Source organism: Bacillus sp. TH19 (assembly GCF_016651075.1).
In the GTDB taxonomy this organism is placed as follows: Bacteria; Bacillota; Bacilli; order Bacillales; family Bacillaceae_G; genus Bacillus_A; species Bacillus_A mycoides.
Genome location: NZ_JAEKEO010000007.1, coordinates 313164 through 335703, shown reverse-complemented (window position 1 = coordinate 335703; position 22540 = coordinate 313164). Strand labels below are relative to the sequence as shown.

Annotated in this window: 25 protein-coding genes; 3 read left to right on the top strand and 22 right to left on the bottom strand. The window is 38.9% G+C overall.

Going from position 1 to position 22540, the window contains the following annotated elements; genetic code table 11:
• Positions 1 to 93: 93 nt before the first annotated feature.
• The 5 genes from glyA to JFU54_RS05350 form a co-directional block, all read right to left on the bottom strand.
• The gene (glyA, locus tag JFU54_RS05370) at positions 94 to 1335 is read right to left on the bottom strand and encodes a serine hydroxymethyltransferase (protein ID WP_002143868.1); all 1242 of its coding nucleotides are present in this window, start codon (positions 1333 to 1335) and stop codon (positions 94 to 96) included.
• Between the two features lie 253 nt (positions 1336 to 1588).
• On the bottom strand, positions 1589 to 2161 hold the full coding sequence (locus JFU54_RS05365) for a TIGR01440 family protein (protein WP_002130064.1): 573 nt from the start codon (positions 2159 to 2161) through the stop codon (positions 1589 to 1591).
• Positions 2162 to 2227: 66 nt separating this feature from the next.
• Positions 2228 to 2671 (bottom strand): ribose 5-phosphate isomerase B, encoded by a 444-nt coding sequence (rpiB, locus tag JFU54_RS05360; RefSeq protein ID WP_000869917.1) that lies wholly within the window; start codon positions 2669 to 2671, stop codon positions 2228 to 2230.
• Positions 2672 to 2767: 96 nt separating this feature from the next.
• Complete coding sequence (locus tag JFU54_RS05355) at positions 2768 to 3208, bottom strand: low molecular weight protein arginine phosphatase (protein ID WP_201063861.1); 441 nt, start codon at positions 3206 to 3208, stop codon at positions 2768 to 2770.
• A 311-nt stretch (positions 3209 to 3519) separates the two neighbouring features.
• Positions 3520 to 4017 carry a PTS sugar transporter subunit IIA gene (locus JFU54_RS05350; RefSeq protein ID WP_002016294.1) on the bottom strand — a complete coding sequence of 166 codons (498 nt, stop codon included), beginning with the start codon at positions 4015 to 4017 and terminating at the stop codon, positions 3520 to 3522.
• A 387-nt stretch (positions 4018 to 4404) separates the two neighbouring features.
• Between JFU54_RS05350 and JFU54_RS05345 the strand changes: the two genes are divergently transcribed.
• Together JFU54_RS05345 and JFU54_RS05340 are read left to right on the top strand one after the other, a co-directional pair.
• Positions 4405 to 4791, top strand: a complete 387-nt coding sequence (locus JFU54_RS05345) for a DoxX family protein (RefSeq protein WP_002068579.1) — start codon at positions 4405 to 4407, stop codon at positions 4789 to 4791.
• A gap of 167 nt (positions 4792 to 4958) precedes the next feature.
• Positions 4959 to 5570 (top strand): flavin reductase family protein, encoded by a 612-nt coding sequence (locus JFU54_RS05340; RefSeq protein ID WP_088031720.1) that lies wholly within the window; start codon positions 4959 to 4961, stop codon positions 5568 to 5570.
• Between the two features lie 452 nt (positions 5571 to 6022).
• Here the strand turns inward: JFU54_RS05340 and JFU54_RS05335 are convergent, their stop codons facing one another.
• The 16 genes from JFU54_RS05335 to spo0F all read right to left on the bottom strand — a co-directional run bounded on the left by JFU54_RS05335 (position 6023) and on the right by spo0F (position 19927).
• A complete protein-coding gene (locus JFU54_RS05335) occupies positions 6023 to 6301 on the bottom strand; it encodes a DUF3935 domain-containing protein (protein ID WP_061690341.1) in 279 nt (92 codons plus the stop codon).
• A gap of 81 nt (positions 6302 to 6382) precedes the next feature.
• The gene (locus JFU54_RS30065; RefSeq protein ID WP_002139014.1) at positions 6383 to 6514 is read right to left on the bottom strand and encodes a hypothetical protein; all 132 of its coding nucleotides are present in this window, start codon (positions 6512 to 6514) and stop codon (positions 6383 to 6385) included.
• 19 nt (positions 6515 to 6533) lie between these two features.
• Positions 6534 to 7082: a manganese efflux pump MntP gene (locus tag JFU54_RS05330; protein ID WP_002016298.1), complete on the bottom strand. Its 549-nt coding sequence runs from the start codon at positions 7080 to 7082 to the stop codon at positions 6534 to 6536.
• Positions 7083 to 7159: 77 nt separating this feature from the next.
• Positions 7160 to 8200, bottom strand: coding sequence for an L-threonylcarbamoyladenylate synthase (locus tag JFU54_RS05325; RefSeq protein ID WP_002016299.1), 1041 nt, complete (start codon positions 8198 to 8200; stop codon positions 7160 to 7162).
• Between the two features lie 108 nt (positions 8201 to 8308).
• Positions 8309 to 8767 (bottom strand): GNAT family N-acetyltransferase, encoded by a 459-nt coding sequence (locus JFU54_RS05320; protein ID WP_002016300.1) that lies wholly within the window; start codon positions 8765 to 8767, stop codon positions 8309 to 8311.
• Positions 8768 to 8816: 49 nt separating this feature from the next.
• Positions 8817 to 9677 (bottom strand): stage II sporulation protein R, encoded by an 861-nt coding sequence (gene spoIIR, locus JFU54_RS05315; RefSeq protein WP_002130069.1) that lies wholly within the window; start codon positions 9675 to 9677, stop codon positions 8817 to 8819.
• A gap of 342 nt (positions 9678 to 10019) precedes the next feature.
• A complete protein-coding gene (gene prmC / locus JFU54_RS05310) occupies positions 10020 to 10871 on the bottom strand; it encodes a peptide chain release factor N(5)-glutamine methyltransferase (protein WP_002139010.1) in 852 nt (283 codons plus the stop codon).
• Positions 10871 to 11938, bottom strand: a complete 1068-nt coding sequence (prfA, locus tag JFU54_RS05305) for a peptide chain release factor 1 (RefSeq protein WP_002113060.1) — start codon at positions 11936 to 11938, stop codon at positions 10871 to 10873. The genes prmC and prfA overlap by 1 nt, the downstream gene beginning before the upstream one ends.
• A gap of 477 nt (positions 11939 to 12415) precedes the next feature.
• Positions 12416 to 13000 (bottom strand): thymidine kinase, encoded by a 585-nt coding sequence (locus tag JFU54_RS05300; protein ID WP_002016305.1) that lies wholly within the window; start codon positions 12998 to 13000, stop codon positions 12416 to 12418.
• 110 nt (positions 13001 to 13110) lie between these two features.
• Positions 13111 to 13356, bottom strand: coding sequence for a type B 50S ribosomal protein L31 (locus JFU54_RS05295; protein ID WP_000643447.1), 246 nt, complete (start codon positions 13354 to 13356; stop codon positions 13111 to 13113).
• 571 nt (positions 13357 to 13927) lie between these two features.
• Positions 13928 to 15199 (bottom strand): transcription termination factor Rho, encoded by a 1272-nt coding sequence (gene rho, locus JFU54_RS05290; protein ID WP_002016308.1) that lies wholly within the window; start codon positions 15197 to 15199, stop codon positions 13928 to 13930.
• Between the two features lie 228 nt (positions 15200 to 15427).
• Positions 15428 to 15625 (bottom strand): hypothetical protein, encoded by a 198-nt coding sequence (locus JFU54_RS05285; protein WP_242489419.1) that lies wholly within the window; start codon positions 15623 to 15625, stop codon positions 15428 to 15430.
• A gap of 78 nt (positions 15626 to 15703) precedes the next feature.
• The gene (glpX, locus tag JFU54_RS05280; protein WP_002016310.1) at positions 15704 to 16669 is read right to left on the bottom strand and encodes a class II fructose-bisphosphatase; all 966 of its coding nucleotides are present in this window, start codon (positions 16667 to 16669) and stop codon (positions 15704 to 15706) included.
• A gap of 183 nt (positions 16670 to 16852) precedes the next feature.
• Positions 16853 to 18142 carry a UDP-N-acetylglucosamine 1-carboxyvinyltransferase gene (gene murA, locus JFU54_RS05275; protein WP_002034893.1) on the bottom strand — a complete coding sequence of 430 codons (1290 nt, stop codon included), beginning with the start codon at positions 18140 to 18142 and terminating at the stop codon, positions 16853 to 16855.
• A gap of 347 nt (positions 18143 to 18489) precedes the next feature.
• A complete protein-coding gene (locus JFU54_RS05270; protein ID WP_002016312.1) occupies positions 18490 to 19347 on the bottom strand; it encodes a class II fructose-bisphosphate aldolase in 858 nt (285 codons plus the stop codon).
• A 211-nt stretch (positions 19348 to 19558) separates the two neighbouring features.
• Positions 19559 to 19927, bottom strand: coding sequence for a sporulation initiation phosphotransferase Spo0F (gene spo0F, locus JFU54_RS05265; RefSeq protein WP_000398592.1), 369 nt, complete (start codon positions 19925 to 19927; stop codon positions 19559 to 19561).
• A gap of 202 nt (positions 19928 to 20129) precedes the next feature.
• Here spo0F and JFU54_RS05260 point away from each other — a divergent pair, with 202 nt between their 5' ends.
• Positions 20130 to 20654: a DUF2529 domain-containing protein gene (locus JFU54_RS05260; protein WP_002034892.1), complete on the top strand. Its 525-nt coding sequence runs from the start codon at positions 20130 to 20132 to the stop codon at positions 20652 to 20654.
• 32 nt (positions 20655 to 20686) lie between these two features.
• Here the strand turns inward: JFU54_RS05260 and pyrG are convergent, their stop codons facing one another.
• Positions 20687 to 22294 carry a CTP synthase gene (gene pyrG, locus JFU54_RS05255; protein ID WP_201063859.1) on the bottom strand — a complete coding sequence of 536 codons (1608 nt, stop codon included), beginning with the start codon at positions 22292 to 22294 and terminating at the stop codon, positions 20687 to 20689.
• Between the last annotated feature and the right edge of the window lie 246 nt (positions 22295 to 22540).

Genomic DNA, 22540 nt, shown 5'->3' with positions numbered 1-22540 from the left:
TTATTCATCATTTGTATACATACTTTAAAAATAATATATGTCCACAAAAAAGACTGCCAAAACAATTACGTTTCAGCAGTCTTTTTCAATCTATTATAGATCTGTATACATTGAGAATTTGCTCGTTAACGCTTCTACACGCTTACTTGCTTCTTCTAATGCAACTTCATTCTCATGATTTTTTAATGTATAAGCAATAAGTGCCGCAATTTCATCCATTTCTTCTAAACCGAAACCACGAGATGTTACAGCTGCTGTACCGATACGTACGCCGCTTGTTACAAATGGGCTTGCTGTTTCAAATGGAATTGTATTTTTGTTCACTGTAATACCAACTTCATCTAATACGTGCTCTGCTACTTTACCTGTAATTTCTAAGTTACGAACATCAATTAAGATTAAATGATTGTCTGTTCCACCAGAAACAAGTGTAAGTCCTTCCTTTTGAAGGCCTTCAGCTAAGCGGTTCGCATTATTAATGATATGTTGTGCATATGTTTTAAACTCATCTTGTAGTGTCTCACCAAATGCAACAGCTTTTGCAGCAATTACGTGCATAAGTGGGCCACCTTGAATACCAGGGAAGATTGATTTATCAATTTGTTTTGCAAATTGCTCTTCACATAAAATCATACCACCACGTGGACCACGTAATGTTTTATGTGTTGTCGTTGTAACGAAATGTGCATGTGGTACTGGGTTTGGATGTAAACCAGCAGCTACTAAACCAGCGATATGTGCCATATCAACCATAAAGTATGCACCCACTTCATCTGCAATCTCACGGAATCGTTTGAAATCGATAACACGAGGATATGCACTTGCACCTGCAACGATTAATTTTGGTTTATGTTCTTTCGCTTTTGCTAATACATCATCGTAATTAATACGGTGAGATTCAGCATCCACGCCATATTCTACGAAATTATATTGTACTCCACTGAAGTTAACAGGGCTTCCGTGTGTTAAGTGACCACCATGAGATAAATTCATGCCAAGTACTGTATCGCCTTGCTCTAAAATCGTGAAGTATACTGCCATGTTCGCTTGTGCACCAGAATGTGGTTGAACATTTACATGCTCTGCGCCAAAAATTTCTTTCGCGCGATCACGTGCGATATCTTCTACTACGTCTACGTGTTCACAACCACCATAGTAACGTTTTCCAGGATATCCTTCAGCATACTTATTCGTTAGAACAGAACCTTGCGCCTCCATTACTGCTTCACTTACGAAGTTTTCCGAAGCAATTAACTCGATCTTTGAACGCTGTCTTCCTAGTTCTGCCTCAATTGCAGCAAATACCTTTTCATCTTGACGTTTTAAATGATTCACCAAAATCCCCCTTTTCTGAACGAATTACATCAATTCCCAATAGTTTTTTCTCATTTATTCAGAAAAAACGAAAATTCAGGTTGTAATTCTTTCGAACCTTCATGTTTTCAACTACATTCTAACATGACTTTCTATATCATAAAAGAAAAAAAAAGACCAAAATTGGTCTTTTCTTTCTTCTATTATAAAGTCAGACCACATACCTTTTACCTTTCGATATACAGCTGTTATAAGACTTTATAATTTTTCATGTTTAACGGCAAGGAATAGCTTCTTCATTTGCCGCATAAACGGCACGTGCTCCACCTATTAGTTTCCCACGTGTTTTCGCCATCGTTACATGCGCACTTCCTATTTCCTTCACACTTGTACGAACCGGTACAGCTACATGCTTTAAATGCATACCGATAAATGTATCGCCGATATCCATTCCTGCATCTGCTTTAATAAACTCAATTACTACCGGATCTTTAAAATTGTGATACGCATACGTCGCTAATGCACCACCTGCTGATCTAACAGGCGTAACTGTTACAATTTCAAATTGATATTTCATCGCTACATCTCTCTCAACTACTAAAGCACGATTTAAATGCTCACAACATTGAAACGCCAATTCAATACCTGTTCTCTCTTGAAATTGTTTTAACTCAGAAAAAATCGCCTCTGCCACTTCCATCGTTCCTGATGTTCCAATTCTTTCACCTAGCACTTCGCTCGTGCTACACCCCACTACAAAAATTTGACCACTTTGCAGCGTGGCTTGTTCTTGGAAATCAGAAAGCGACATTTGTAGCTGTTCTCTTACCTTTACGATTTCTGTCATTACGCCTCTTCCTTTCACAGGTTGGTTCACCAAATTATATTTCATACTACTTATAGTTAGAATCTATTACTTTGTTTCGTACGTTTTAATTTTTCCTACTCGGTTTTCGTGACGGCCACCTTCATAGTCAGTTGTTAGCCAAATTTTCGCGATATCACGCGCTAGACCAGCTCCAATTACACGCTCGCCCATCGCTAACATGTTAGTGTCATTATGCTCTCTCGTCGCTTTCGCACTGAAAGTATCATGAACTAATGCACAACGAATACCATTTACTTTGTTTGCTGCGATTGACATACCAATGCCTGTCCCGCAAACTAAAATACCACGATCCACTTCACCATTCGCGACCATTTCTGCTGCTGGAAACGCAAAATCAGGGTAATCAACAGAACCAGCTTCACATTCACAACCTAAATCAATATATTCAATATTTAACTCTTCTAATAAACTTACAAGTTCTTTACGGATATTCATACCGCCGTGATCAGATGCTACTACTACTTTCATTTTTACCCCTCCGAAGTTTCAATCAATTATCTTCATTTCACACTCGCTACCTTAATGGAACAAAGTGATCTCCAATATCGTATTATACACGAAACATCAACCTTCTGAATGCTTTTTCAGTAAAGTTTGTACAAGTTTTTCCATCTCTTCTAACGTTTCTTTATAAATAGAAAGCGATCCGCCAAATGGATCTGAAATATCCTTACTTATACCCTTAGTTAATCCATATAATGTATCCAATTTCTTTTCCACGCTCGGATAATACCCAAGTACAATTTGCTTATGATTTTCCGTCATTGTTACTACAATATCCGCCCAATCAACCAAAGTATCGTTTACCTGCTGCGCGGCATGATCGATTACAATTCCTTTTTCAGCTAAAGCTTCCTTTGCATGTATCGACACATCGCTTCCAGGATAGGCGAAAACACCAGCAGATTGCACTTCAAATTTACCTTCTCCATAATGACGAAGCAAAGCCTCAGCCATCGGACTACGGCATATATTTCCAGTGCAAACAAATAACACCCGTTTCATCTAAACCCACCCCTTTTTTTCTGTTTCCTACATTTATCCCGATTGGTGAAGGCTAATAATCAGCGGGGGATGAACACCCTCCACTGATTAAAGTTTCACTTTATCATAGCGTACATTAGAATAGAACAAAAGAAATGTGAACATACGAAAGGCGCATTTCTCTTATATTTTTTCTAAGAAAAATGCGCCTTATCCACATATATGAAACCCTATTTCCAAGTGCCCAAAGTATTTTACCATACATAATGAACACACTACGAAACAAAATAAGGAATCCATTTCATATGAAACGGATTCCTTCTATCAAATAATTATTTCATTGTAACTTTCATTACTTCTGTTGAACCTTTTGTAGCTGTTACACCTACAGTTGTCTTAATAGACTCAGCTGCATCTGTGTTTGTAATAACGATTGGAGTAATTGTGCTTTTCGCTTTTTCACGAATTAATTCTAAGTCGAATGAGATTAATTTATCTCCAGCTTTTACAGCTTGTCCTTCAGAAACGTGAGCTTCGAAACCTTCACCTTCCATTTTTACAGTTTCTAATCCAACGTGGATTAAAATTTCTGTACCGTTTTTCGCTTTAATTCCAATAGCATGTTTCGTGTGGAATAATTGTACGATTTCACCATCAACTGGAGATACAACTACACCTTCAGTAGGATCGATCGCAACACCGTCACCCATCATACGACCAGCGAATACTGGATCTGGTACTTCTTCAATATTTTTCACTGCTCCAGTTAATGGAGCTACGATTGTTTCTTCATTTGTTTTTGAACCAAAACCGAATAATTTTTTAAACATAGGATAGTCCTCCTTATAATTTACCTAAAAGTTTATAGGGCAATCTCTATTCAAGATCGAAATACACGTAAGACTTCATACTTCGAATGTTATACTGTAAAAACTCTTTCGAAATAAATCATGTCATTACTACTAGACTCTTATTGTAGCGCTTCACAAAATTCCAGTCAATTCTGATTGTCTGAATAACAATGAGAAGTTAACTTCTACTTATATTTTCTCTTTTTTTCACTTACTTGTCTAGAGGTCTTTACTACATTTTATTTTTTGTTGTTAATTTGTAAAATTCCTTTCAAATTTTTGTTGAAATACACTTGACTAAAGTAAGTAACTATTTTATTGTTGCTTATATAAGGTAAGTTAATAACTTTTAGGAGGTTTTTTAAAATGATGGATATCGGTCTTCTTATTATTCGTCTTATTATAGGAATTACATTCATGGGTCATGGTGCTCAAAAATTATTTGGTTGGTTCGGCGGTTACGGCTTAAAGGGAACTGGCGGCTGGATGGAGTCAATCGGCTTACGTCCTGGCGTATTTATGGCATTTATGGCTGGCGCAACTGAACTATTAGGTGGTTTCTTATTCGCAGCAGGTATTTTCACTGTAGTTGGTTCATTATTTATCGTAGGAACAATGTTAGTAGCAATTTTCACAGTTCACGGAAAAAATGGTTACTGGGTAACACAAAACGGATTCGAATATAATTTAATGTTAATCGCTGTCGCTATCGGTGTAGCTTTAATTGGACCTGGCGCTTACGTTTTACTTTAATATTTATCTCTATTTCAAGATATTTACCAAAAAAGAGATTACTTCAGTACAATCGAGGTAATCTCTTTTTTTTACATCATCAAAAAAATATTATTTTCAGCAGGAGATTCCCATTGATATCTTGTAAAGGAACAATAAGTATTCATATTTAGAAAGGGGATTACAACATGTTATCCATTAATCCAAACGAACAAACTGAAAAAGATAATTACAAATTACTAACAGGAAGTATCATTCCACGTCCTGTTGCATTCGTTACTTCTGTAACTAAAGATGGCATATTGAACGGTGCGCCATATAGTTATTTCAATATCGTCGCTGCCAATCCACCACTTATCTCAGTTTCAGTACAACGCAAAGAAGGAAAACCGAAAGACACTTCCAGAAACGCAATAGAAAAAGGGGAATTTGTCGTACATATTTCTGATGAATCTTACGTAGAAGCAATCAACGAAACAGCAGCGAACCTACCTCCTAATGAAAGTGAAATCGAATTAGCAAAACTAACACCGATTGACAGTGATGTCATTTCAGTACCAGGGGTTAAAGAAGCAAACATTCGAATGGAGTGCATATTAGAACGCGCTATCCCACTCGGCGGAACCGAAGACTCGCCAGCTTGTGACCTACTAATCGGCCGCGTCGTCCGCTTTCACGTCGCTGAACACTTATACGAAAACGGCCGAATTCACGCCGAAGAACTAAAACCAATAAGCCGCCTAGCAGGACACAACTACGCAAAACTAGGAGAACAATTTGAATTAGTGAGGCCTATCTAAAAGTGGAGGCGACTCGTTCAGCTCTGACCAGCTAAGGTTCTTTCGTCCTAAAGGCGCTTTTTGCCTTTCGGGCGGAAGGTTCTTAGATGCGAAGAGCTAGTCGCCGGAACTGGATATCACACCCTAAAGGCGGAAGCGGCTCGCTTAGAATGAGAGGGGGATGGAGCTCCTGACGTAGAGGCGCTTTTTGCCTCGCAGGAAGGCGCGAAGCCACCGACCATTCTAGCCGCTGGAGCTGGATACATTTAAAAGCGGAACCGACTGCCCAGGCCCGGTGGCTAAGGTTCTTCCTCGCAGAAGATGCTTTTTATCTTCTCGTGGGGAAGGTTCTTAGACTCAAGGGCCTAGGAGGTGAAGCTGGCCACTGGAACTGGATATATCCCCTACAAGCGCAAGGGGCACGTTCACTTCCATCACCTAAACATAACCCCCCGCTGAAAGCGGGGGATTTTTTATCGTAATTCTTCGTTCTTCTCCTCTAATGCCGGGAATTTCTCTTTTTTAGAGCTACCAAGCTTTATTACAAAGAAATATAAGGAAAGTAACGTAATAAGGAAAACAATTAAAAATGGGTACGGAGAATAAAAAGTACGCGCCGCCTCCGATTTTCCTGCAACAAACTTCAATGACTCAATATCTAAGAACTCAGCAAACATTTGTACACCGAGCATACTGAACCAAAAAACAAAAAAACTAATAATAATACCAAAAACTTGCTTCAATCTCGTCATTCATCTCATCCTTTCTATATTTGTAATTTTTTAGTGTGATCAATATAGTACAAACGAAACTATGCACAGAAAGGAACTATCTCACCATTCACGAATTAACTTAATCCAACCTAACATCGAAATTTGCAAAATAACACCCAATATTATAAGTCTTCTTAGCCATCGAGGAAAGAAGGTTAAAAGCTTAACATACCATTCCAATAGCTTGTTCATAATTCCCTCCTACATAAAATTATATAGGAAAAAGGAGATACAATCCAAACCCAACAAGAATAATACCACCTACTATTTCACCGTATGTGCCAAGTATATTTTTGGCATGGCTACCAAGCAATAAACCCATCCAAGCCAGTAACATACTTATTAGTCCGAACAATAATATCGTAATAATTGTCTCTGCTCCGTAAATTCCAAGACTAAGACCTACTGAAAAACTATCTATACTGACACCAAATGCAAATACAAATAAACTAATTCCAATTGGAGCAGTTCTAGTCTCTTCCCCTTCTAAAATAGACGAATATACGATATAGAACCCTAGCCCAATTAATAAAATAGCTCCTGCAAAATTTGCGACATCTCCATACCTCTCTGATAGAAAACGTCCTAGTACCATTCCGATAAATGGCATAATAATATGAAATATCCCAATCGTCATACCTATATAAAGGATTTGTCTTAACTTTAATGTTACCATCCCCATACCGAGGCTCACTGAAAATGCATCCATCCCCAGGGCAAATGCCATAATTATTAAAGGTATTAATTGTTCAAGTGTCATTCATATCCCCCCTCGGACGTGCTACTTCACAATATGCTTATCCGAGGAGAAATATTCTGTTTGCTAAAGGTACATTATCATTCAATAATAATCTGATGTCCCGCAGCTTTTGTTAAACGATTCATAATTGCATTTCCTATGCCTTCATTCGGGAATGATTCACTAAAAATAACATCTACTTCACTTGCATCAAACGTTCTAAGCACATCATATAACTTAGTCGCAACGCTGGCTAAATCGCTTCGCACACCACAAGACAATACAACATCTGCACTATACACATGCTGATACTCTTCTGTCGTTAATACACCTACTTTAAATCCTTCTTTCTTTTTCTCATCCACAATACGTTGAATAAACTCACGGGACCCTTCAACAATACTAAGTGGTGCTTTCGGTGCATAATGTGTATATTTCATTCCAGGTGATTTTGGTTTTTCTTTCTCATCCTTTAAAGCTGGATCTAAAGAAACATTTCCTATCACGGCCTCTAATTGCTCCTTCGTAATCCCACCTGGACGTAAAATCGTCGGAACCTCGCTCGTACAATCAATTACAGTTGATTCAACGCCTACTCCTGTTGCCCCGCCATCAACAATACCAGCAATTTTCCCATTTAAATCTTCATACACATGAGAAGCTAACGTTGGACTTGGGCGTCCTGAACGATTCGCACTCGGTGCCGCAACAGGCACGTTTGCCTCTTCAATAAGGGCGAGCGCTACTGGATGATCCGGCATCCTCACTCCGACTGTATTAAGTCCTGCCGTAACCCTCTCTGAAATCCCTTTTTTTCTCGGTAAAATGATTGTTAATGGTCCTGGCCAAAAATGCTCCATTAACTTTTCTGCAACCGGCGGAATTTCTCTTACGATACCATCTAACTGAGATTTTGTTCCTATGTGGACAATCAGTGGATTATCGCTCGGCCTCCCTTTCGCTTCAAAAATTTTCGCTATCGCTTCATCATCCATTGCGTTTGCTCCTAACCCATATACCGTTTCCGTTGGGAAGGCCACCGCTTCATTTTCTCTTAATAATCTCGCTGCTTCTTTTAATTGTGGATAATATTTTTTTCTTTCCACAACATTATCCACAACCCACATATTTGTATGCATTTTTTCCCACGTCCTTTTCTACCATGAAATACTTGTCTATTTTTAGTTTACTATGAGATTTATCCAAAAGACAAACAAGGTTTATCCACAAAATGTGGATAAACCTTGTTAATCCGTGGATAACTTTGTGAATAGCTGACAATTTAGTATTATTGCATTTAGCTCTTTTATATTTTTACAAAAGTGTTCTAACTGTCGAATTTCCTCTGGCACTTCCTCTTTCTCTATAATGACAAAGTTAAAAAACTGAAAGATGGTCACAGATTGTGGATGATTTGTGAGTAAGTACAATTGTCGAATATCTTTTTCTTTCATATACTGCAAAAACATCTCGAAAAAATATAAGAAAGTCTGTTTATCCACATTAGGTGTGAATAAACAAGAACGGATAAGTGCATTTTCTCCACTTTGTTCATATCCAATTACCGCTCGTATTTCTCCCGCCTCTTCCAAGATCATAAATTGTGCGTACAACTCATTTATTTTATCATCTTTTTTATTAGCTTGTCCGAAAAAAGAATGTAATCTTTCTACATCTGCTTTCGTAGCAAAATACACGTTCTTCATAGTAAATCCCTCCTCATTGATATATATGAGGAAGGATTTATTAATAGCACTATTTAGAGAATAAAGATGTAAAAGCTTCGACGATAAATAATTTAACCTCTGGTTTCTCTTCCTCTTCTACTGTTACATACTCATTTTGCTTTTCTTGTTTTTGCTCCACAGGTTTCTCCACTTTTTCCACAGTTTTTGTTTCTACTTTTTTTACAGGCTGTTCTTCTACTTGTGTTTCGTGTTTTACTACTTTCTTTTCCTGTGCTGTTACCTTTTCAGCTTTTTCCGGCTTTACTACTTTCTTTTCTTTCACCTTATCCTCTTTCTTCTCCGGTACATCCACTACTTCCTCATCTAATTGTCTCACCTGCTCCTCTTCAGGAGATTCAGCTTTCACAACATGTTCTTCTTTCCTTACAGCTGTACCACTTGAAAAATCTAAGAAACACATCGGTGGAAATAATACACACCACCAGTTTGCACCTTCACCTTTTCCAATTGTAATAAGTACCGCTTCATATTCTCCTGCCGGATAAATAAAATTCCCATATACCTTTGTAGGAAACTTCACATTCTTACCGAATTTCACTTGAAACGCCTCTTTACTTCCTTCTCTTTTCAGTGTATTTGCCACTGTCTTTTCAATTTCAGGAATATGATTTTGAATTACTTTTCGAGCTTCTTCAAATGACGTTAAATCCGCTACCCATCCATCAATTTGCGCTTTTACTTCATCGCGTACTTTACGCTTTAACGCCTGATCTTTATCGGAATCACTATTAGCTAAAATACGTAATCGAACGGCCTCTTTCGGAATAACAGTAGGCCCTTTTGCATCAGCTTTCATATATCCAAACTGCACAAGTAACTGTGCACCAATTAATAATAAAAGAAAGTAAGCAATAACTTGTTTTTTCATTTCCTCCACCGTCCCCTCTAGAAACAGTGTGGACAGACTTTCATCTTTCTAAACTATTAAATTCAAAATCTATGTAAAAAACCGATAGAAAGGCATTTTTTTAATTGGCGAGAGGGACTGGCTATGTATAGAAGCGGTCAGGGCCTTTTCCTGCCACGCGCAAAGTTTTAAAACAAAGACAGGCAACAAGGTGTATGTCCATTTTTATCTTTATGACAGCAATCTATAGGTAATAAGGTGCGTATTTTCGCTGAAATAATACCCCTTACCAAACTTCTAAATGAAATGTATGGCTGAGTAGTTGCGAATTTTTCATACAAAAAATAGAGTAAGGCTTATGCCTTACTCCATCTCTGCAAATACCATGCGATCTTTTCCGTTAATATCAAATACAACTTCAACTTGAGCTCGCGGGAAAGTTTGCTGTAATAACGCTTTGACATCTTCACCTTGCCCTACACCAATTTCAAACGCCACAATCGCCTTGTTCTGTAATACATTCGGCAATTCCTCCATAAAACGACGATAGAAATCTAGTCCATCTTCCCCACCAACAAGCGCACGCTTCGGCTCATGCTCCTTCACAACAGTAGAAAGACCACGCCAATCTTCCTCTGGTATGTACGGAGGATTGGAAACAACAACATCTAACTTCTGACCTGTTTCATAAAACGGAGACAGTAAATCGCCGTGATAGAAAGTTACATCCGCCCCTAAAGTTTTTGCATTTTCTTTTGCAACTTCAATCGACTCCTGTGCGATATCTACTGTATACACATGAAGATTTTTATTTTCTAAAGCGAGCGTAATAGAAATCGCTCCACTACCTGTTCCAATATCCGCTATGTGAAGCTCCTCATTACCGAAATGGCGCTCAATTCTCTCTAGCACTCCAACTATAAGTTCCTCTGTTTCCGGTCTTGGTATCAATACCTCTTCATTTACAAAGAATGATCGGCCATAAAACATTTCATAACCGAGCATATATTGGATCGGAATACCTTCTACATGCTTGTGGATAAACTCTGCAAAACTTTTCTCTTGTTCCGCAGTTATTTCTTCACGCATATTCATGAGCATCCCGGTTCTGTTCGTCTTTAATACATGACAAAGGACAATTTCTCCCGCATTTTCATCTCGTCCATTTTCCTGTAAAAAAGAAGAAGCCCATTTCAGGGCTTCATAGACACGCATTACTCAGCTGCCTCCATCTTTTGCGCCTGATCTTCCATCACTAAGGCATTGATGAAATCATCTAACTTACCTTGTAGGATTTGATCTAGCTTTTGAATCGTTAAACCGATTCGATGGTCTGTAACACGGTTTTGCGGGAAGTTATACGTACGAATACGCTCTGAACGATCTCCCGTACCAACAGCTTGTTTACGGTTTTGATCATACTCAGCTTGCGCTTCTTGTCTAAATTTATCATAAACACGTGCGCGTAATACTTTCATCGCTTTTTCTTTATTCTTAATTTGTGATTTCTCATCCTGACAAGATACAACTACACCAGTCGGTAAATGCGTTAAACGTACCGCTGACATCGTTGTATTAACGCTTTGTCCACCAGGACCACTAGAAGCAAACGTATCAACACGAACATCTTTTTCATGAATATTAATTTCTACTTCTTCTGCCTCTGGTAGTACAGCTACAGTTGCTGTAGATGTATGAATACGTCCGCCAGATTCCGTTTCAGGAACACGTTGTACACGGTGAGCACCATTCTCGAATTTCAGCTTCGCGAAAGCACCTTTACCGTTAATCATAAAGATAATCTCTTTATATCCACCTAACTCTGTATAGCTCGCTTCGATAATTTCAGTTTTCCAACCTTGCACCTCAGCATAACGGCTATACATACGATATAAATCACCAGCAAATAAAGCTGCTTCGTCACCACCAGCAGCGCCACGAACCTCAACGATAACGTTTTTATCATCATTAGGGTCTTTTGGAACAAGTAAAATTTTCAGACGTTCTGATAATGTTTTCTCTTGTCCTTCTAATTCAGAAACCTCTTCTTTTACCATGTCACGCATATCAGCGTCTAACTTATCTTCTAACATTGCTTTTGCATCTCGTAATTGCTCACGAACATCTTTATACTCACGGTACACCTCTACCGTGTCCTGAATATCAGATTGCTCTTTTGAATACTCACGAAGCTTATTTGTATCGCTAATAACCTCTGGGTCACTTAACAACTCATTCAACTTCTCATAACGATCTTCTACAGCTTGCAAACGATCTAACACACCATTCACCTCTACATCCTAGTATCTAATACAAATAGTATATGGTACTTAATCAAAAAAACGCAAATTATATTTAAAAGCGTAAGCGGCTTGCTCAGGATCGCAGGACATTGGAACTCTCGACCTTGAAGCGCTTTTTGCTTCGAGCGAGAGAGTGAAATGGCCGGAGATTCTAGCCGCTGGAGCTAGATAATATTTAAAAGCGCAAGCGGCTTGCTCAGAATGGGAGGAGGTTGGAGCTTCTGACAGAGAGGCGCTCTTTGCCTCGCAGGAAGAAGCGAAACCACCGACCATTCTAGCCGCTGGAGCTAGATAATATTTAAAAGCGCAAGCGGCTCGCTCAGCTCTGACTGGCTAAGGTTCTCTCGTACAAAAGGTGCTTTTCACCTTGAGTAGCGGCGGTTCTTAGACACGAAGAGCTTGCCACCAATCTTCATCTATTTTCGAAAAAAACCCGCTCTACATAGCGAGTTTCACTTATCTTTGTTTTGTAGGTACTGCATGACAATGACGACAACGTGGTTCATACGATTCTGAAGCCCCAACTAAAATAATTGGATCATCAAATGCCGCTGGTTCTCCATCGATTAAACGTTGCGTACGACTTGCAGGAGATCCACATTCAGAACAAACTGCCTGCAATTTAGTTACATGTTCAGCAATCGCCATCAGCTGAGGAACTTGTCCAAATGGTAGACCACGGAAATCTTGGTCTAATCCAGCTACAATGACACGATAGCCACGATTTGCCAATACTTGCACCACTTCCACAATGTCCCCATCAAAAAATTGTACCTCATCGATTGCAATAACATCCATTTCTTCTGTTACATGGTTAAATATATCTTTTGAAGCTGAAACAGGAACTGCTTTAACCTTTAATCCATTATGTGATACAACATCTTCTTCACTATAACGATTATCAATACATGGTTTAAATACAATCGCATGTTGTTTCGCAAATTGTGTACGGCGTATACGGCGGATGAGCTCTTCTGATTTCCCAGAAAACATACTCCCGCAAATCACTTCAATCCAACCATTTTGATTCATTAAGTACATTGAGCTCTCCTTTCATCTACTTTCCTAATCCAAAGTAGGGTAAAGGTTTAATATTTTCGCAAAAAAAACAGACAAGCGAATACATACACTTGCCTGTTTTATGTTCTTTATTACTTGATGCCGTATTTCTTATTGAAGCGGTCAACACGTCCGTCTGCAGTAGCAAACTTCTGACGTCCAGTGTAGAATGGGTGAGAATCAGAACTGATCTCAATTTTTAGTAATGGATAAGTGTTACCATCTTCCCACTCAACAGTTTCGCTAGAGCCTTTTGTAGACCCGCTTAAGAATTTGAAGCCAGTGTTCGTGTCCATAAATACAACTTTATTGTAATTTGGATGGATTCCTGCTTTCATTCTTTTCATCTCCTTCCGCCCTGAATCATTTTCGAAACAGAGTTTTTCATCTTCAGCTGCTTACACAACTATATTGATGAAACACATATGATGAAATTATAACAAGGCTAACTCCATTTTGCAACTACCTGTTTTTGTCTTTTTAAAATTAAAAGTGGAGGCGGCTCGCTCAGCTCTGACTGGCTAAGGTTCTCTCGCACAAAAGGTGCTTTTTACCTTGAGTAGCGGAGGTTCTTAGACACGAAGAGCTAGCCGCCGGAACTGGATATCAATTAAAAGCAAAAGCGGCTCGTTCAGAATCCAGGTCACTTCAAGCTCTCGACCAAGAAGCGCTTTTTGCTTCGACCGAGAGAGCGAAATGGCCGGAGATTCTAGCCGCTGGAGATGGAACTAGATACACCTTAAAGCGCAAGCGGCTCGCCCAGAATCGTAGGGCACTTCAAGCTCTCAATCCAAATATGATTTCCATCTTAAAAAAACAATTTTTTCCATATATTACTCTCTCTAATATTCCCTTAAAAACATAAAAAACTCGCTTACTACGAAATAAGCGAGTCCCCATCTTTTCCCTTTACTTAGTGGTTACATACCTTTTTGAGTCTGCAACAATGTTTTGTAAAAATTCTTCATTTGTCTTTGTTTGACGAAGTTTACGTAAGAAGCCTTCAACAAAGTCTGGTGTATCACGCATTGTTTTACGAATACCCCACAGCTTGTCTAAATGTTCTTTCGGAATTAATAGGTCTTCTTTACGCGTACCAGAGCGACGAATATCAATCGCTGGGAAGATACGGCGCTCAGCTAATGAGCGATCTAAGTGAAGTTCCATATTTCCAGTTCCTTTAAACTCCTCGTAAATTACATCATCCATACGAGATCCTGTATCAACAAGCGCTGTTGCTAAAATCGTTAGGCTACCGCCCTCTTCGATATTACGCGCAGCCCCAAAGAAACGCTTCGGTCTATGAAAAGCAGCAGGATCAATACCACCCGATAAGGTTCTACCACTTGGCGGAATAACAAGGTTGTAAGCACGCGCTAAACGGGTAATACTATCCATTAAAATGACAACGTCCCTTTTATGTTCTACAAGACGCATTGCACGCTCTAATACAAGCTCCGCTACTTTAATATGATTCTCTGGCACTTCATCAAAAGTAGAACTTACAACATCACCTTTAACAGAACGTTCAATATCTGTTACTTCCTCTGGACGCTCATCAATTAAAAGTACAATTAATTCTGCTTCCGGATGATTTGTTGTGACACTGTGTGCAATTTCTTTTAACAGACTTGTTTTACCAGCCTTTGGAGGCGCAACAATTAAACCACGTTGTCCAAATCCAACTGGTGCGATTAAATCCATGATGCGTGTCGGTAACTTTTTCGTTTCCGTCTCCAATTTCATTTGGCGATCTGGGTATAACGGTGTTAATGCAGGGAAATGTACACGCTCTTTTGCTGAGTCTGGATCATCTCCATTTACAGCTTCAACTTGTAGCAATCCAAAATAGCGCTCATTTTCTTTCGGAGGTCGTACTTTACCAGAAACCTTATCTCCATTACGTAAATCGAAACGACGAATTTGCGAAGCCGAGATATAAATATCTTCTGAGCTTGGAGAATAATTGATAGGACGTAAGAATCCAAATCCTTCTGATTGAATAATTTCTAATACGCCTTCCATGAAAAAGAAACCTTCTTTTTCTGCTCGAGCTTTTAAGATAGAGAAGATTAGCTCTTTTTTCGTTAACTTGCTGTAATACGAAATCTTAAATTCCTTCGCAAGCTCGTATAACTCTTTTAATTTCATGTTTTCTAATGCTGCAATTGACAAATTCATTCAGACACCACACTTTAACTTTATTCTCTTTTCACATGGGTAAAGGGAAAAATACGGAAGGCAAATAAATAATAATGAAAGGCAATAAGTTCAAGTAGGATAATATTCACTATTGTAACCCTTTTATCTAGTTTTAATCAATACGTTGAAACACAAATACAAGAAGCGAAGACAAGAAAATTTGTCTTCGCCTTTTGATATTTCTTTCTTTTTTCTACTCACCTGATTTTAAGGCAGAATAAATAAGGCATTTCCGCTTTTATTTAATCCAGTTCCAGCAACTAGAATGGTCGGTGGTTTCGCTTCTTCCTGCGAGGCAAAAAGCGCCTCTTCGTCAGGAGTTTGAAGTGTCCTGCGATTCTGAACGAGCCGCTTACGCTTTTTATTTAATCCAGCTTCAGCAGCTAGAATGGTCGGTGGCTTCACTTCTTCCTGCGAGGCAAAAAGCGCCTCTACGTCTGAAGCTCCATCCCCCTCCCATTCTGAACGAGCTGCTTACGCTTTTTATTTAATAACCAAATTCGGTTTTTTATTTAAGCTATGGCGGCCGTCTACGAAGCGTACTGTGCCTGATTTTGCACGCATAACAAGGGATTGTGTTGTTCCGACGCTACCTTTAAATTGAACGCCTCGTAATAGTTCTCCGTCTGTTACACCTGTTGCTGCAAAGATTGCATCGTCACCTTTTACTAAGTCTTCCATACGAAGGATACGATTGATATCTTCAATACCCATTCTTTTACAACGAGCTAGTTCAGCTTCGTTTTGAGGTAAGAGCTTCCCGTGAATTTCTCCACCTAAGCATTTTAATGCGACCGCAGCTAACACACCTTCAGGTGCTCCACCAGAACCGAATAGAATATCTACACCAGTACGGTCAAATGCTGTATTGATTGCTCCAGCTACATCTCCATCGTTAATTAATTTAATACGAGCACCAGCTTTACGAATTTCTTCGATAATTGCTTGATGACGTGGACGGTTTAAAACTGTCGCTACAACATCTTCGATATCTTTATTTTTCGCTTTCGCAACTGCACGTAAGTTGTCGATAATAGGTGCGTCAATATCAACTGCACCAACTGCTTCTGGACCAACCGCTATTTTATCCATGTACATGTCAGGAGCATGTAACAAATTGCCGTGATCTGCAATTGCAATAACAGCAAGCGCATTCCAGCCGCCAGCCGCTACGATATTTGTCCCTTCTAAAGGATCAACTGCAACGTCTACGCGTGGTCCATATCCTGTACCCAATTTTTCTCCGATATATAGCATTGGCGCTTCATCCATTTCACCTTCGCCAATTACAACTGTACCTTTCATCGGAATTGTATCAAATACATCACGCATAGCTGATGTTGCTGCACCATCTGCCTCATCTTTTTTTCCGCGCCCCATCCAACGCGCTGATGATAATGCTGCAGCCTCTGTTACACGTACTAACTCCATAGATAAACTTCTTTCCACGATAATCCCTCTCCTTTAAGCCTTTATATTTCTGCCGTATTTTGTGAACCTTATTTTTCTATAAAGTGTACTTCCGTTAGTAGTGATTCTTCGCTCCCCATTAACGGAAGTATCACCACCTTATCCCGATTGGTGAGGGTTAATAATCGACGTGGGATACCCCATACTGATTAAAGTTTCACTTTATGCATTCTTCATTTCTTCAATTTCTTGCTTTGTCATTTGTTCTCGCCAAATGTTTGCACCAAGCCCTTTAAGCTTGTCTACTATATTTTCGTAACCTCGATCAATATGATCAAGTCCCGTTACTTCTGTAATGCCATCTGCCATTAAACCCGCAATAACAAGGGACGCACCAGCTCGTAGGTCACTCGCTTTCACCTTCGCACCTTGCAATAAAACCGGTCCAGTCACAATTGCTGAACGGCCTTCTACTTTAATTTGCGCGTTCATACGGCGCAATTCATCAATATGCTTGAAACGTGCGCTGTAAATTGTATCAGTTACAACTCCTGTTCCATGCGCTTTTGTTAAAAGCGTTGTAAACGGCTGTTGTAAATCCGTTGGAAACCCTGGATATACAAGCGTTTTTACATCAACTACTTTTAACCTTCTATTGCCGTTCACTGTAATTTGGTCATCGTTCGTTTCAATTTGAACACCAGCTTCTCTTAGCTTCGCAGTAACGGATTCTAAATGCTGAGGAATAACATTATCAACTGTTACTTCTCCTCCTGATGCTGCTCCTAAAATCATATACGTACCAGCTTCAATACGGTCTGGAATAATAGTGTGGTGACAACCGTGCAGTGAATCCACACCATCAATTCGGATTACGTCTGTACCAGCACCTTTAATACGTGCTCCCATACTCGTTAACAATGTAGCTACATCAATAATCTCTGGTTCTTTCGCTGCATTTTCAATAACAGTTCTACCTTTCGCTCGTACAGCCGCTAGCATAATATTAATCGTAGCTCCTACACTAACAACATCTAAATAAATACGTGCCCCACGTAGTTCGTCTGCTCTTAAATAAATGGCACCTTGTTCATTTGTAACATATGCCCCTAACGCTTCAAACCCTTTAATATGCTGATCAATCGGTCGTGGCCCTAAATGACATCCACCTGGAAGCCCAATAACAGCTTTTTTAAAACGGCCAAGCATTGCACCCATTAAATAATAAGAGGCGCGCAATTTTTTCACTTTTCCATTTGGTAAAGGCATCGCAACCATGTTAGAAGGATCGACTACCATCTCTTCTTCCTGCCCATAAGTTACTTTCCCTCCAATTTCCTCTAGTAAGTCTCCTAACATTTTCACGTCCGAAATATTAGGAACACCGCCAATAGTTACTGGAGTATCTGCTAAAATTGTCGCTGGAATTAGTGCAACAGCACTGTTCTTTGCACCACTCACACGAATCGTTCCATTTAAAGCTCTTCCGCCTTCAATTAGCAACTTTTCCATATTGAGCTCCCTTCTTGTGAATGTATTTATCTTCTACTTCTTGATAAGAAGTAGAAGATTCCCCCTTAAGAATCTCAATCACTCTTTCCATCCTGAAACTCAATAAGTAGAAAACCATCACCTGTAGCTCCCCTGCTATACAAATAGATGAAGATTAACTATTCATCGAATCAAATTACTCAATTCAGATACTTACCACATTTATTAATAGGACTATGCACATTATTTTCTATATTCGCAAACCAAAAATTCACTTTATAAAATCTTTAGACTTGTTCGCGCTTTCATTATACAACGAAAGGAAACCGTCTAAAAGACTAGACGGTTTCCAAAACGGAATTTTATTCTTACGCTTTACCGTTAGAACCGAACTCACGCATTTTACCAGCAACAGTTGCTTTGATAGCGTCGCGGCCAGGTCCAATATATTTACGAGGATCGTAAACTTCTTGGTCTTTGTTTAATGCTTCACGAACAGCTTTTGTAAACTCAATTTGGTTCTCAGTGTTTACGTTAATTTTTGAAGTACCTAAAGAAATAGCTTTTACGATATCAGCAGTTGGGATACCAGTACCACCGTGTAATACTAAAGGTACGCCAGTGAAGTCACGAACTTGTTCCATTTCAGCGAATCCTAAGTTAGGCTCACCTTTGTAAGGACCGTGTACAGAACCTAAAGCTGGAGCTAGGCAATCGATACCTGTTGCTTCAACAAGGTGCTTACACTCTGCTGGATCAGCGTAAATTACGCCTTCAGCGATGATGTCGTCTTCTTGTCCGCCAACTGTTCCAAGCTCAGCTTCAACAGATACGTTACGAGCGTGTGCGTATTCTACCACTTTTTTAGTAGTTTCAACGTTTTCATCGAATGGGTGGTGAGAAGCGTCGATCATTACAGATGTGAAACCTGCATCAATTGCTTCTTTACATTTTTCGAAGCTTGAACCATGGTCAAGGTGAATCGCTACAGGAACAGAAATGTTCATTTCTTCGATTAAAGCTTTAACCATAGCTACAACTGTTTTGAAACCAGTCATATGACGAGCTGCACCCTCAGATACACCTAAGATTACAGGAGATTTTTCTTCTTCCGCAGCAGCTAAGATAGCTTGAGTCCACTCTAAGTTGTTCATGTTGAATTGACCAACTGCGTATTTTCCTTCTAGTGCTGTGTTTAGCATTTCTTTCATAGAAACTAAAGGCATGGTGAATCCTCCTAAAAAACGTTTTTTGTATCCGATAAATTCTTATCGCTGGTAGTATGACCAGAATAAGGTAAAATATGTATATTTACATACCGGACTTCTTTCTACACTCAATAGGATAACAACTTGTACTCAAAAACTCAACTGTATTCACCTGCTCAATAGTCCATGTAAACGCTTTTTTCCATATTTTTTATAAAAAATTCACTTTTTACGCCTCTACAGCAAGCTGATCTCTCACTGCTTGACGAATCTCATCAATATCAAACGGTTTAGCAAAGTGCATTAAAGCTCCTAAATCTTTCGCTTCTTGAATCATATCCAATTCTCCATAAGCAGTCATTAAAATCACTTTAATACTCTCATCAATTTCTTTTACATGTTTTAAAATCTCTATACCATCCATACCTGGGATTTTCATATCTAACACTACTAAATCTGGATTATCTTTTTTCACGATATCTAAAGCTTGAAATCCATTCGCTGCTTGGAACGTCTGATAACCTTCTTTTTGGAACACTTCATGCAATAAAACACGAATGCCATATTGATCATCAACGATTAAAATTTTCCCTTCCATAACTCCCAACCTTTCTGTGTAAGTACAAGATTTAAAGCTTCTTATATCTTATCGGTTTATTTTCGCTACTCTTTGCCAAATCCCTTCCTATTCTTTCTTATTTTACCGTTTACTATTTCGTTATGCTACCCTACGATTTCCCCTTTCTAAAAAAAATGAGCTATAATGGGAACCGGCTAGCACGAAAGAAAGGAGCAACAACATGTTAAAAATTTTCTCGACTCAATTAAGTGGATATTTCTCCAAAATTTCTCAAAAAGAGGAAATGAATATAGAAGATAGCGCTCGTCTACTTGCCCAGGCGTTAGTTGGCGATGGCTTCATTTACTTGCATGGTACAAACGAAATGGAAGGTATTGTTTCAGAAGCATTATTTGGCGCCGAACCAATGAAACAAGCAAAACGTTTAATAGAAAACGGTGAACCGGCGGCAGTGACTTCTGCGGACCGCGTACTTCTTATTAGTCGTTTTTCGACAGATGAAGAAATTATAAAAACCGCGAAAAAACTTCATGAAGAAGGCCAATCTATCGTTGGAATCTCGGCTATTCAAGAAGGTGTTGAATCACTGGAACAATATACAGATGTACATATTGATACAAAGCTGTTAAAAGGTCTTATTCCAGATGATGAAGGTAACCGCTATGGGTTCCCAAGTTTAATTATAGCTTTATTTGCTTATCACGGATTGAAATTTACAATTGATGAAATGTTAAACGAATATTAAAAAAAGCGCCCTATTTCAGGCGCTTTTTTTTATTACTTGCTCTCTTTATTCGTAATAGAAGCACTTACGAAGTCATGGAACAATGGTTGTGGACGGTTTGGACGAGATACAAGTTCTGGATGGAACTGTGCTGCCACGAACCAAGGGTGATTTTGTAATTCAATAATTTCCACTAGACGACCGTCTGGGCTTGTACCAGAGAATACAAATCCTGCTTTTTCCATATCTGGACGGAATTGATTATTGAACTCATAACGATGACGATGACGCTCATATACAACCGGCTCATTGTAAGCATTGTAAGCATTTGTTTCTTCAGCAAGCTTACATGGGTATAGACCAAGGCGAAGTGTACCACCTAAATCTTCTACATCTTTTTGTTCTGGTAATAAATCGATAATTGCATAAGGTGTGTCAGGATTAATTTCAGAAGAGTTAGCTCCTTCTAATCCTAATACGTTACGTGCAAATTCGATTGATGCAAGTTGCATACCTAGGCAAATTCCTAAGAATGGAACTTTGTTTTCACGAGCATATTGAATTGCAACGATTTTACCTTCTACACCACGATCGCCGAAGCCACCTGGTACAAGGATACCATCTGTATCGCCAACTAATTCTTTTACGTTCTCTGCTGTTACGTGCTCAGCATTTACCCATTTCACTTCTACATCTGTGTCGAATGAATAACCTGCATGACGAAGCGCTTCTACAACAGAAATGTATGCATCTTGAAGCTCTACGTATTTACCAACAAGAGCGATTTTTGTTTTCTTAGAAAGGTTACGTACTTTATTAACTAGCGCAGTCCAATCTGTCATATCTGCAGCTGGATTATCTAACTTCAAGTGATCACAAACGATTTGGTCCATGTTTTGTTCTTGAAGAGATAATGGAACCGCATATAAAGTATCTGCATCGCGTGCTTCGATAACTGCTTTTGTATCGATGTCACAGAATAATGCAAGCTTGTCTTTCATGTCCTGAGAAACAGGTAGTTCTGTACGAACAACGATAATATTTGGTTGAATACCTAAGCTGCGAAGCTCTTTAACGCTATGTTGCGTTGGTTTTGTTTTCATTTCACCCGCTGCTTTTAAGTACGGGATTAACGTACAGTGAATGTACATTACATTGTCACGACCGATGTCGCTCTTAATTTGACGAATTGCTTCTAAGAATGGTAGAGACTCGATATCACCAACAGTTCCACCGATTTCTGTAATAACAACGTCGGCATTTGTTTCGCGACCAGAACGATATACACGTTCTTTAATTTCGTTAGTAATGTGAGGAATAACTTGAACTGTTCCTCCTAAATATTCACCACGACGCTCTTTTTGAAGAACTGAAGAGTAAATTTTACCTGTTGTTACGTTGCTGTATTTATTTAAGTTGATGTCGATAAAACGCTCATAGTGACCTAGGTCTAAGTCCGTTTCTGCACCATCATCTGTTACGAATACCTCACCGTGTTGGTAGGGGCTCATAGTCCCTGGGTCTACGTTAATGTATGGATCAAACTTTTGAATAGTTACGTTTAAACCACGATTCTTTAAAAGTCTTCCAAGAGATGCTGCTGTAATACCTTTACCTAAAGACGATACTACACCGCCTGTTACAAAAATATACTTAGTCATGAAAAAGCTCCCTCCTATTTTGCTGTTATATAATCACCGTTGCAAAGCGCAACGTATGTAGATAACACTGTATCCATCTTATTGTTAGACTCTTTTTATTTTCTAAACAAAAAACAAAAAAGAAAATTGCTCCCCTCATCACATAAAGTAATAAGTAGGGAGCAATTTTCTTTTATATTTACACTTTAAAAGTATTATCGTCTTTTTTTAAAGAGCCCAAAAATGATTCTACATGGACGATAATGA

What these genes read in the sequence shown, in the direction of transcription:
- JFU54_RS05365 (WP_002130064.1), bottom strand. Translation starts at nt 2,161, where the DNA reads ATGACAGAAATCGTAAAGGTAAGAGAACAGCTACAAATGTCGCTTTCT.
- rpiB (WP_000869917.1), bottom strand. Translation starts at nt 2,671, where the DNA reads ATGAAAGTAGTAGTAGCATCTGATCACGGCGGTATGAATATCCGTAAA.
- JFU54_RS05355 (WP_201063861.1), bottom strand. Translation starts at nt 3,208, where the DNA reads ATGAAACGGGTGTTATTTGTTTGCACTGGAAATATATGCCGTAGTCCG.
- JFU54_RS05350 (WP_002016294.1), bottom strand. Translation starts at nt 4,017, where the DNA reads ATGTTTAAAAAATTATTCGGTTTTGGTTCAAAAACAAATGAAGAAACA.
- JFU54_RS05345 (WP_002068579.1), top strand. Translation starts at nt 4,405, where the DNA reads ATGATGGATATCGGTCTTCTTATTATTCGTCTTATTATAGGAATTACA.
- JFU54_RS05340 (WP_088031720.1), top strand. Translation starts at nt 4,959, where the DNA reads ATGTTATCCATTAATCCAAACGAACAAACTGAAAAAGATAATTACAAA.
- JFU54_RS05335 (WP_061690341.1), bottom strand. Translation starts at nt 6,301, where the DNA reads ATGACGAGATTGAAGCAAGTTTTTGGTATTATTATTAGTTTTTTTGTT.
- JFU54_RS30065 (WP_002139014.1), bottom strand. Translation starts at nt 6,514, where the DNA reads ATGAACAAGCTATTGGAATGGTATGTTAAGCTTTTAACCTTCTTTCCT.
- JFU54_RS05330 (WP_002016298.1), bottom strand. Translation starts at nt 7,082, where the DNA reads ATGACACTTGAACAATTAATACCTTTAATAATTATGGCATTTGCCCTG.
- JFU54_RS05325 (WP_002016299.1), bottom strand. Translation starts at nt 8,200, where the DNA reads ATGCATACAAATATGTGGGTTGTGGATAATGTTGTGGAAAGAAAAAAA.
- JFU54_RS05320 (WP_002016300.1), bottom strand. Translation starts at nt 8,767, where the DNA reads ATGAAGAACGTGTATTTTGCTACGAAAGCAGATGTAGAAAGATTACAT.
- spoIIR (WP_002130069.1), bottom strand. Translation starts at nt 9,677, where the DNA reads ATGAAAAAACAAGTTATTGCTTACTTTCTTTTATTATTAATTGGTGCA.
- prmC (WP_002139010.1), bottom strand. Translation starts at nt 10,871, where the DNA reads ATGCGTGTCTATGAAGCCCTGAAATGGGCTTCTTCTTTTTTACAGGAA.
- JFU54_RS05300 (WP_002016305.1), bottom strand. Translation starts at nt 13,000, where the DNA reads ATGTACTTAATGAATCAAAATGGTTGGATTGAAGTGATTTGCGGGAGT.
- JFU54_RS05295 (WP_000643447.1), bottom strand. Translation starts at nt 13,356, where the DNA reads ATGAAAGCAGGAATCCATCCAAATTACAATAAAGTTGTATTTATGGAC.
- rho (WP_002016308.1), bottom strand. Translation starts at nt 15,199, where the DNA reads ATGAATTTGTCAATTGCAGCATTAGAAAACATGAAATTAAAAGAGTTA.
- murA (WP_002034893.1), bottom strand. Translation starts at nt 18,142, where the DNA reads ATGGAAAAGTTGCTAATTGAAGGCGGAAGAGCTTTAAATGGAACGATT.
- JFU54_RS05270 (WP_002016312.1), bottom strand. Translation starts at nt 19,347, where the DNA reads ATGCCTTTAGTTTCTATGAAAGAAATGCTAAACACAGCACTAGAAGGA.
- spo0F (WP_000398592.1), bottom strand. Translation starts at nt 19,927, where the DNA reads ATGGAAGGGAAAATTTTAATCGTTGATGATCAATATGGCATTCGTGTT.
- JFU54_RS05260 (WP_002034892.1), top strand. Translation starts at nt 20,130, where the DNA reads ATGTTAAAAATTTTCTCGACTCAATTAAGTGGATATTTCTCCAAAATT.
- pyrG (WP_201063859.1), bottom strand. Translation starts at nt 22,294, where the DNA reads ATGACTAAGTATATTTTTGTAACAGGCGGTGTAGTATCGTCTTTAGGT.